This is a genomic window from Acinetobacter sp. ANC_7511, from assembly GCF_056779975.1.
In genome coordinates this window covers 1-9,319 of sequence record NZ_JBWYIY010000032.1, presented here as the reverse complement: position 1 = coordinate 9,319, position 9,319 = coordinate 1, and the positions used below count along the sequence as shown (strand labels likewise).

Here is a 9,319-nt window from a genome sequence, read left to right as displayed (position 1 = left end):
CATTCAGGTATTTTGCGTCTATACCGATCCCCCTCAATTTTCTATGATGAACATATAGAGAGCAGGATGCTCCAGATAACAATAAGAAATCATAGCAATGGAATATGCAGGTACGACAGGAGTTATACCAACGCATCAAATACGTAAAAAAGCCCAACAGGATGTTGGGCTTTTTTATTATTTTTTATTAAATATATTCACAACGATTTCAAGAAAGATATAAACAATCAGTGAAATAAGAAATTGATATCCAGTTTCTTCTAAAACGGGAAACTTACTCCCAAATAACACGGGAGTAAACCAGGCCACAAAAAAAATAGCTATATGCTGAGCAAAGGTCTTATCGAAAATTTTAACATCTTGCGTATTTTTTATATTACCTAATTAATAGAATTATACATTAAAATCCCAATTAATATATTCTATATATCTGAAAAATAAAGATATTTTTTTAAAGTGTACTAATTTAACAGCTAACTATCGTAGTAAATGAAGAAAAAGAATTTAAATAAATTAGCTCTGAGACCGTAATTTTCTATACGATATAATTATTAAATTATCATTTTATATTAAGTAGATAGATTGTGAATGAGTTTCCAATTAACCCAAAATCATTAGATGAAGCTTTAGATTTAAGTGAAGACATTCTAAAAGGAATAGAATTAGCAAATACATCACTAGTGAGTTGTACTTTAAAGGCAAGCAGATTGGCTAGATTGCTTAATGATTTTGAATATCAGAGAATTTTTGCTTTTGAAAGTAGTGGATATCCTAGTACTCCTAACGGTGTTAGTGAGGAAATTTGGAAATTGTGTCAAAAAGCTAATAGAACTTACAAGGAGAAAGTAACTAGTGATAACGTCGAAAAAGAAGTAGAAAAGGCCAATATTAAGTCTGTGGGATCAATAGAAACAGAGATGGGGACCTTAAAGGAAAATTTACGAATAGCTTATGATCCAAATATTTCAATTAGTTCAGCTAATCCAAACCAATATGTAAGTCCTGGTGTAACTAGCAATTCAGGTGAAAGAAGAAATTTAAGAAAGCGTATTCAAGAACTTTCGCAGTTATTGGATGAAAGAAGAGGATTCCTTTATGAATACGTTTCTATTAAAAACTATGAATTAAAATATTCAAAAATTACATCAGATATTTTTTCAAGAACAAGAAATAATGTTGATTCAAAAATTGGAAGCTTAATTCCCTTATCGGTCCAAAAATTTGCATCTGTTTATGAAAATTTAAATTCTGATAATACAGAGGATTGGTCAAATGCAGTCCATAGCTGTCGTAGGATTCTACAAGACACAGCAGATGTAATTTATCCAGCTAGAGCCGATAAAGTAATTGATTTAGGCGGGAACAAATCTAAAACCATTAAATTAGGACCTGATAATTATATAAATAGACTTATCGCATATGTTGAAGAAAATACTGATTCGAAACGGTTTGAAGAAATTGTAGGTTCTCATATGAAATATTTAGGTGAACGATTAGATGCTATTTTTCAAGCAGCTCAAAAAGGATCACATGATATTATTTCAACGAGAGAAGAGGCTGATAGGTATGTCATTTATACATATTTAGTTATTGGAGATATCTTATCTTTAAAAGAAGAAATTCAGGGAATGGAGGAAAAAATATCCTAAACCGGAAATGAAAAATGCGTAAGAACTCCTACAATTAACATAATACACGTTATACGAAAGGCCCTAGATATGGGCCTTTTACTCATAGATTTTACATAGAATTACTTATCTGAAATGAGATTACAGCATAGGAGAAAAGCTCTTATGGCTTTATTTATTCTTCTGTTTTTTCCTCCATTCCTCATATTCAGCATTTAAGTGCTTCGATAATACTTTTTCAAATTTCTTTAGAGCTTCATCATAAGGAGTATTATTCGGAATGCTATTTTTTATTTTTTTCACATAGGAAAGTTTTAAGGTCCTCGCCCCATGATCGAACCAGGACTGATTATATTTATCCTGAAAGAGTCTTTTCTCCAGGTGATACAAGATTCCTATCTGCTGACGTACTCCACGATAACCAAGGTATCCTTCTAAAGCCCTGAAGTGACGCTCAAAGTAGGCTTTTTTCTCATCCAGGCTAGGTTTCTTCTCAATAAGGTTTTGGAATCGTAAAACGATTCGTTTTCCTTGTTCTAACTGTTCGTTATAGGCTTGATTTTTAAGGCGCCATGTCCAGTCTGTTGCATGTTTTTGATTGGTCCAACTATTTTCTTGAAGCTGTTTGATACTCTTTTTAGGTTTCGTTAAACGTACAAGTTCATACTTGCCACATACAATTGGATCAATATCACCCACATATTTAAAGGACTCCGCACTCGGACAGATCTCAAAGATTTTACGGTTAATCTTCACTAGATCTTGCCGGTCAGTTTTACTTAAAACTTTTTGAGCCTTCTCATCAAACAAAAATGCGTCACTGGTTCGACAGAAAAGGTACATGTCTACACTGGAACAGAATCCAGGTTCATTTTCCTCAAATTTTTCCCAACACTCATCTATCGTATGACCAAGAAGAGAATCATATTTGAAATGAATAACTAAGCTGAAAACAGGCTCACAATTCAATCGTCTTCGATAGGTTTGTTGGGGGGTCTCCATTAAGTGATAACGATCAATCCATCGATCAATCATGTCTTTAGCAATATTCGCATCCAAAGTGAACTTCTCAGAAATCAGATCATAATGATTCGTCATCAATCCCATAACATGTTGGGTAAAACTTTTCACGTTGTAGCTGTAATAGATCATTTTTACCTATTTCATAAGTGATTTTTAAAGATATTCTATAAGAGATTTATAAAAGATATCTTTAATAAATTCCATAAAGTTATTTCAAAAGATACAAAAATGGTATTTTTTTGAATTTTGATGGCAGCAGTTAATCACCTTCGGTGATTCTATAAATAGCAGTTCCTGCTCTGGGCCTTGACGATCACATTTTGATCGAATATAAGGTTTTTTAAGGTCTTTGATTTTTTGCGTGGACTGCCAATCCATGAGCCAATTCTCTTTTGTTTGGTTCCTGGGTTGTCTACCCATGAATCAAACACACTCCCCCTTCTTGAGGACTGCCAATCTTTGAGAAGCTTTAGTGGTGAAGCTGCGTGCGTGAGGAAACTCTAGCTGGCGCGGCTACACTAGGGGCTAGGGGGTGCGATTCCTCCTTTCTACCTGTTCACTCATTTTATGAATGAACACCCCACTTCCAGGAGTGGGTCAGTTGGGCGACAAGGAAACGGGACCACGGTGACGTGGCGGTGGGAGTAATGTCCCTCCTAGGTCAAAAAGACCGAAACCCTGTATCAAACAGACAGTCAGAGGACTTAAGGAATGAGTAACCTCGTTAATAGCTGGCAACTAGACGCTTCAAGTCAAAAACAAGAAGAATGACAAGGGCGTAAGTTGTACCCACAGGTGGGCTTTTGAGGGCATCGTGAGGTGCCAGGGTTGCAAGGCGAAAGCTGGCGCAATCGGTACTCGATTTTAGGTGAAACAGTGAATTTGTCGGATGACATTCTGTTTTGCTGTCGAGATCAATGGATAGCTCAAGCCTGTAAGGTCGGCAACGTGGCACAAGCTGCGGATGTCGATATGGGTAAGGCGTGAACGTGGATGGTTGTTGATTGCATATCACATTGTATAAACCTGATAAGACTTGGAACTGCGATCAGGGGACATAGGAATGTAGGTGTGATATGCAGGAGATCGGCACGGGTTCTGCCATTTTTCAGGTCACTGAAAATAACTGTTGAAATACTAACTTGGGAAGCAGTTATGTTTGATGAAGATGCCGTACTGTTTAAGAATTTCTCTTTAATTTGAAGAGCTTTTTGTCCAGTCGGAGGCAACATCCGAAAATATAACTGTGGGAGAGTGACTTAGTAGAGCTTCACTGTAATGGTGAAGGTAGCATTTTGATTCGAGTGAAAGGCAAGCGTTGAAATGAGTAACGAAAGGACACGCCATTAAGTTGGAGTGTGTAAGAGAATTGGAAGATTGTGGTTTGAGGTTGAAGTTTGGCGACTTCATAGACTTGGCGGTCTAATCCCTCAAACCACATTCATAAAAAATCGACCTAGAAAATCAGATACGAGTGGCATCGTATCCAGAAATTCACAGAACCTTGAGAAAACAAGTGAAATCAAAGTCTTTTAACTCGACTTTTACAAAATGGTTAAAGTGAAGGTAGGTCACTTAAAACACCTGATGCAGCTGATTCTGCTGAATTAAATTAAAAATCTGTGTGTCCCTCATCACACATAAATAACTGAGTTTGAGGTCCTGAGCATGACCCTAATAAACTGCTTTCCATATTGCGCTCATTTGCGTTTTAAGCGCGTTTAGACCTTGAATATAGGAAACCTTGGTCATCAGTGAAAAAATTGAAAATACCCCCTATTTTTTGCGTCTAATCATCATTTCAGAGCGAGTGTCTACGAGCGAACAATCAAAAGTTGCGCCTCGATCCTCTGAAAAACAATTTTTCATCATTTGAAGTCTCAAATTTAGTTAATCAACTGCCATTTTTTGCTTCTAGACCGAGCGTAGCGAGCATAAAAAACTCATGAGCGAAGCGAATTCCGAGTTGCTTTTGCTTTTTATTAAATTCTAGAAGGTATTTACCAAAAAAATTGCCCCCACGAACTGAGCGATAGCGAAGTTCAATAGAGTTTGAGCGTAGCGAAAACCAAGGGCAATTTTTCGTGACTTGGGCTTTTAATTATTTTAAATACTTTTAAATGCTTTTAATCGTATAAAAGCCATTACAAATTAATAATTTAAGGGGTTATAAAGATAGGTTTAAGGGGTTATAAAGATAGGTTTAAGGGGTTATAAAGATAGGTTTAAGGGGTTATAAAGATAGGTTTAAGGGGTATTTGAATAGTTGTATTATTGACTATTTAAAATAGACGATATATAACCTAGTTAGATTAATAAGTAACCTTAGAATTATGACGAATACCAATAAGTTAGTTGTAAAGGATAACGCTCTTATTGATGCCTCATTCAATTTGTCCTTAATAGAGCAACGGATTATGCTTCTAGCAATAGTTGAGGCTAGAGAATCTATAAGTCTTTCTCCAGATACCCCTATAGAAGTATCTGTAAGTGACTATATTCATCAGTTTAAAGTGGATAGCAATAATGCCTATGCTTTACTTAAAGATGCTTCTAAAACATTAAAGCGAAGAGAGTTTAGTTATTTAGATAGGTATAAGGGCATAGAAGCTCTTTCAACTGCTAATTGGGTTAATAAAGTGACCTATGTTGATAAGAGCGGTTTGATTGTTTTATATCTTAGCCATGAAGTAATTAGCTTAATTAGTAAATTAAGTGAGCAATTCACAAAATACTATATCGAACAAGTTTCTGACTTTAAAAGCAAATATAGTATTCGATTATATGAACTTATTATTAAGTGGTTAAGCGTTGCTAAAACTGAAAAATACAATATCAATGATTTAAGATCAAAGCTTGGACTTAGTGTTGAAGAGTATTCAACTATGTCTAATTTCAAGTCAAATGTATTAGACAAAGCAATTAGTGAAATCAACAAACATACGGATATAACTGTTGATTATCAGCAATTTAAGAAAGGAAGAGTGATTACTGATATCCAATTCTCTATTAAGTCTAAAGCTCGTCCATCTAAACAAGCAAACACCATCAAGCCATCTTTTCATCAAATGAGTGATGCACAAATTAACTTATTTGGAAATCAGTTATCTCGTCTACATGAGCTGTCCCATTTAGCAAATCAAGGCGAAAGCTATGAAGAGTTAGCGATTAAAATTAAAGATATGCTCAGAGATCCAATACAGCAAAAACAACTTCTTCCACATCTTAAAAATCTAGGTTTTAAGGCTTAACTACATTACAGTTCATGTAAAGAGGGACTAAAACACAATTAAAGAACTATGCCTAAATTTACTGTTGCAGAATTAGCTAAAAAATATGGAATCGCTCGTACATCTATTTATGATCGTATGAAGAACGGCTCTATCAGCTATGAAATTGATGCTAAGAATCGAAAAGTCATTGATTTTAGTGAAATGCAACGTGTTTACGGTACGCCTAACAGTCAGGCTGACAGTAAGCCTGATAGTAAGGAAACTGACAACACTACAGTTGAACTGTATAAGCAATTGATTGAAGAGTTACGGCACGATAAGTCAGTTGCCGAAGAGCGTGAAAGACGGATGTACAAGGAGATTGAGCAACTCAAAGATAAAATTGACAATCTAACCTTAGCACTTGGCTATACACCTAAAAATATTCAGCCTGACAGTAAGCCTGACAGTACAAATGAACAAGTCCGTACAACTACAGACTTACACGAAACTGTACAGCCATCACAAGTTACACCTATAGAAGATAAGCCTATTCAGCAAACAACTACTACTGTGCTACAACCTAAAAAACGAGGTTTATTTGGTCGAGTTCTACATGCTGTTTTAAGTGATGACTAGAGGTTGAATTGATTACCTGGGCTAATTAAAACCGTGGAACATTGTTCATTTATTAAGCGTGGAACGTGAAAAATCATAAAAAAAGCCCAAACGGGCTCGATTGGGCTATCAACTAGAAACTACAGCACTGATTTCTAAAGAGAATTATAACGCATTTCGCATAAGCTGTATTATGTTAATTTTAGACAAACTATAAAATTTTTTAGGACTCAGTGATTAAGTTTTCTTTTAAAGCTAGTTCTTTATTTAAAACAAAAATATCTTCATTTGGAATATTCCATAATATTTTTATCTTACGTATTTTTTTTCGAAAAAAGTCTGTTAGAGGGGCTAGATATTCTGACGGAACACTTGGTATAACTAATCTCAATTTAATTGAAATTCTATTCCATTGAATTTGCTTATGATTATTTGGTAATTCTTGCATAACGGTGTCATTTCTTTGTAAACACCCCATCAATTGCAACAATAAGGCATTTTCAAACTTTTCGAAGATTTCATTCCAAAATTTATCATAATCCTCTTGATTTGTAGGCCTAGGAATAGAAGATTTTGCTTCAATAACGAATAAGCTACTTTCACGTATATATGTAAACTCAACCATTTTAAAACCTTCACCAAGGGACTGATGTCCTTGAGAATGTTCTATTCTATATAAATCTTCTTCAGAAAAATTACCAAAGTTCACCCCTGATTCAGTAATAGAAACCATCAGAATTAAACTCCCTGAAATTCTTGTTCAAAAAGTCGTATAGATTCATTAATAATTTCATTATCAGGTAGACCATCAACGAGTAAACAACTTTGATTCCAATGTCCATCCTCTGTTGCGATAAAGGTTGGAATAGGCATATTGTTTTTCTTAGCAATTAATAATAATTTTTTGATTACATAATAAGAATGTGTTGCTAGAAAAAATTGAATTCCTGATTTTGCTAAAACAGTAATAATGTCTAGAAATTCGACAATGGCTGTAGGATGTAAAGCTGATTCAGGCTCATCAATGAAAACTATTGAGTCTTTGTCTAAATAGCGATTACCTAATAATGTATCTAGAATAGCAACCTTTTTTACACCTTCAGCTGTTGTCATCATAGAAAATTTACTATTTCCTTTCTTGTAAATCCATTTCTGACTCTTGCTATCTAATTCGACTTTTCCTGAAAACATTTTTTCTAATTTTTTCCTAGAATCAGCAAAAGCATCTGAATTACGGCCTTTTTGTGTAGGAATTTTTAATGCTGTAATCAAATCAACATAAGTAGAGTCAAAACCAAATAATTTATCTACTACGGCAGATTTATAAATTACATCTACTAATGAAAGTACTTCTTTAGGTGGCAAAAAAATTGAATTGGAATCTCTTCTTCTTAGAGTGTTTTCAATAGCACTAATGTTCTTACTTGTATCTTTACCAAAACTGAAATTTAAGAAGTTATCATCCTCTAGTTGTAGAGACATTTTTAGCTTCTTACCTTCTCCTCTTGCTACTATGTCACCAATTTTTCCTGTTTGAAAAGTCCAATAAAGCTTATCACTAAGAATCTCTTCAAAATTTTGATTATTATCACCTTTTTCATTTTGCTCATGACTTCTTATAGCGCTATACAATGCTTTAAGTAAAAAAGTTTTACCTGTGCTATTTTTACCTAAGACTAAATTAATTTGACCTAAATTATTACCAGTAGCTTTGGTGATTGGTCCATAATTTTCTAAATCAAAATTTCTGATCATATTAAATACCGCTATTAATTAATGAAGAATCACTGAATGTGTTAAATAATGATTTTACTAACGAATTTAATTTCAATTATAGTTTAGATTAACAATACTATAAGTCATTTATAGAATAAGTTTTAATGTTGAAAAATAGTTTATTTAACATAAAATCTCTTATGCGAAGTCGACTTGTAAGCCCAAAACAGAAACCAGCCTACACCAAAGTTAAAGCTTTAAAAATTGACATAAAAACTAAGCTTTAAAATCATTGTTTAAAACAAATAGTCAAAATAACCTAAGGTTTAATTTTATGTTTTATATACTTTTTCTTTTAGTTTGGTGATACTAGGATCAAAATGATCTAACATTAGTGCATAAAAATGAAAAATCTTGAAGTACTAATAGCACAAGCTCTACATTCATATGAATTGGAACATATAGAACAATCAATAAGCAAAAACATTAACGATGCTATCTTGAAGATATTTGTCGACGATGGACCTTTTGAAAAAATTGATTGTTATTTGTATTCAAAAAAAGATCCTAAAAAAATTCTAAAAAGCTCCATACATTATGTAATTGCTCTATTAGAAAGAGCGAAGTATAGAGTACAGAAAGCTCAGCGAGATAATCTGAGTCCTTTGCATATCTGCTTATACGTGATTAAGAAAATTGAGGGGTTTATCGAATACTTAAATACTAAATTTTAAGTGTGAAAACTCTCTTATTTAACATAATAGGCGTTATGCGAAATAAAATCAAAATAATTATTTAAAATCAATAACTTAAAAATTTTCACCCACCCCAAAAAACAGCAAAAAATCGACTTTGAAACATGTCGGTTTCTTTTTGAGCATATTTGTCATTTTTTGCCAATAAAATTGGTTAAAAAGCGATCAAAAAGCGCAATTCCCTATAAGATATATGCCTTTTAAGATCAAATTCATCCCCAATTTCTACGGACAACTTTTGGGATAAGTTTTAATCAATTTTGTAAGCCTTGGCTGACATTCATTCAGGTATTTTGCGTCTATACCGATCCCCCTCAATTTTCTATGATGAACATATAGAGAGCAGGATGCTCCAGATAACAATAAG

General features: G+C 33.7%; 8 protein-coding genes. 5 read left to right on the top strand and 3 right to left on the bottom strand.

Features of this window, described 5'->3' with window-relative positions; all coding sequences use genetic code 11:
* Positions 1 to 584: 584 nt before the first annotated feature.
* Positions 585 to 1,649, top strand: coding sequence for an AbiTii domain-containing protein (locus tag AC1M9L_RS14485; RefSeq protein ID WP_481592524.1), 1,065 nt, complete (start codon positions 585 to 587; stop codon positions 1,647 to 1,649).
* A 150-nt stretch (positions 1,650 to 1,799) separates the two neighbouring features.
* Here the strand turns inward: AC1M9L_RS14485 and AC1M9L_RS14480 are convergent, their stop codons facing one another.
* Positions 1,800 to 2,759, bottom strand: a complete 960-nt coding sequence (locus AC1M9L_RS14480; RefSeq protein ID WP_481592523.1) for a hypothetical protein — start codon at positions 2,757 to 2,759, stop codon at positions 1,800 to 1,802.
* A 711-nt stretch (positions 2,760 to 3,470) separates the two neighbouring features.
* Between AC1M9L_RS14480 and AC1M9L_RS14475 the strand changes: the two genes are divergently transcribed.
* The 3 genes from AC1M9L_RS14475 (at position 3,471) to AC1M9L_RS14465 (ending at position 6,502) form a co-directional block, all read left to right on the top strand.
* Positions 3,471 to 3,638 (top strand): hypothetical protein, encoded by a 168-nt coding sequence (locus AC1M9L_RS14475; RefSeq protein WP_481592522.1) that lies wholly within the window; start codon positions 3,471 to 3,473, stop codon positions 3,636 to 3,638.
* Positions 3,639 to 4,984: 1,346 nt separating this feature from the next.
* A complete protein-coding gene (gene repM, locus AC1M9L_RS14470) occupies positions 4,985 to 5,902 on the top strand; it encodes a replication initiation protein RepM (protein ID WP_481592521.1) in 918 nt (305 codons plus the stop codon).
* Positions 5,903 to 5,950: 48 nt separating this feature from the next.
* On the top strand, positions 5,951 to 6,502 hold the full coding sequence (locus tag AC1M9L_RS14465) for a plasmid replication DNA-binding protein (RefSeq protein WP_481592520.1): 552 nt from the start codon (positions 5,951 to 5,953) through the stop codon (positions 6,500 to 6,502).
* 202 nt (positions 6,503 to 6,704) lie between these two features.
* Here the strand turns inward: AC1M9L_RS14465 and AC1M9L_RS14460 are convergent, their stop codons facing one another.
* Both AC1M9L_RS14460 and AC1M9L_RS14455 read right to left on the bottom strand, forming a co-directional pair.
* Entirely contained in the window at positions 6,705 to 7,214 is a 510-nt protein-coding gene (locus tag AC1M9L_RS14460) for a hypothetical protein (protein ID WP_481592519.1), read from the bottom strand.
* A gap of 5 nt (positions 7,215 to 7,219) precedes the next feature.
* A complete protein-coding gene (locus AC1M9L_RS14455; RefSeq protein ID WP_481592518.1) occupies positions 7,220 to 8,236 on the bottom strand; it encodes an AAA family ATPase in 1,017 nt (338 codons plus the stop codon).
* Positions 8,237 to 8,601: 365 nt separating this feature from the next.
* Between AC1M9L_RS14455 and AC1M9L_RS14450 the strand changes: the two genes are divergently transcribed.
* Positions 8,602 to 8,931 (top strand): hypothetical protein, encoded by a 330-nt coding sequence (locus AC1M9L_RS14450; protein WP_481592517.1) that lies wholly within the window; start codon positions 8,602 to 8,604, stop codon positions 8,929 to 8,931.
* Positions 8,932 to 9,319: the final 388 nt, after the last annotated feature.

Coding starts and splice junctions, on each gene's coding strand:
- AC1M9L_RS14450 (WP_481592517.1), top strand. CDS start 8,602: ATGAAAAATCTTGAAGTACTAATAGCACAAGCTCTACATTCATATGAA.
- AC1M9L_RS14455 (WP_481592518.1), bottom strand. CDS start 8,236: ATGATCAGAAATTTTGATTTAGAAAATTATGGACCAATCACCAAAGCT.
- AC1M9L_RS14460 (WP_481592519.1), bottom strand. CDS start 7,214: ATGGTTTCTATTACTGAATCAGGGGTGAACTTTGGTAATTTTTCTGAA.
- repM (WP_481592521.1), top strand. CDS start 4,985: ATGACGAATACCAATAAGTTAGTTGTAAAGGATAACGCTCTTATTGAT.
- AC1M9L_RS14465 (WP_481592520.1), top strand. CDS start 5,951: ATGCCTAAATTTACTGTTGCAGAATTAGCTAAAAAATATGGAATCGCT.